Annotated in this window: 2 tRNA genes and 2 rRNA genes; all 4 read right to left on the minus strand. The window is 49.7% G+C overall.

The features are described from left to right. Window positions 1-299, minus strand: a 23S ribosomal RNA gene (locus AC2T6E_RS22610); the annotation flags it as partial. A gap of 181 nt (window positions 300-480) precedes the next feature. Further along, window positions 481-556, minus strand: a tRNA-Ala gene (locus AC2T6E_RS22615). Between the two features lie 42 nt (window positions 557-598). After that, a tRNA-Ile gene (locus AC2T6E_RS22620) sits at window positions 599-675 on the minus strand. A 68-nt stretch (window positions 676-743) separates the two neighbouring features. Further along, window positions 744-843, minus strand: a 16S ribosomal RNA gene (locus AC2T6E_RS22625); the annotation flags it as partial.

Genomic DNA, 843 nt, shown 5'->3' on the forward strand with positions numbered 1-843 from the left:
TTCCACTAACACACAAGCTGATTCAGACTCTGGGCTGCTCCCCGTTCGCTCGCCGCTACTGGGGGAATCTCGGTTGATTTCTTTTCCTCGGGGTACTTAGATGTTTCAGTTCCCCCGGTTCGCCTCGTTAACCTATGTATTCAGTTAACGATAGTGTGTCGGAACACACTGGGTTTCCCCATTCGGACATCGCCGGGTCAAAGGTTCATATCACCTCGCCGGCGCTTTTCGCAGATTAGCACGTCCTTCATCGCCTCTGACTGCCAGGGCATCCACCGTGTACGCTTAGTCGCTTAACCTCACAACCCGAAGATGTTTCTTTCGATTCATCATCGACTTGCGAAAATTTGAGAGACTCGAACACACATAACATGTGTGTCGTTTCAATTTTCAGCTTGATCCAGATTTTTAAAGAGCAAAACTTCGCAGTGCACCTTTTCAGGTTCACTCTGAAGTTTTCTTGTGTTCGCAGTAAAAGGATGGTGGAGCTATGCGGGATCGAACCGCAGACCTCCTGCGTGCAAGGCAGGCGCTCTCCCAGCTGAGCTATAACCCCATCGTTTGCAATCTCTGTACCGCTCATCCTTTAAAAGGAGTTTGGTAGGCCTGAGTGGACTTGAACCACCGACCTCACCCTTATCAGGGGTGCGCTCTAACCACCTGAGCTACAAGCCTGCAGAGATTTTTACTGCTATTTTCATCAGACAATCTGTGTGAGCACTACAAAGGCAGGTTCTTTAAGGTAAGGAGGTGATCCAACCGCAGGTTCCCCTACGGTTACCTTGTTACGACTTCACCCCAGTCATGAATCACAAAGTGGTAAGCGCCCTCCCGAAGGTTAAG

The sequence above is a fragment of the Enterobacter sp. B79-1 genome, assembly GCF_057444735.1.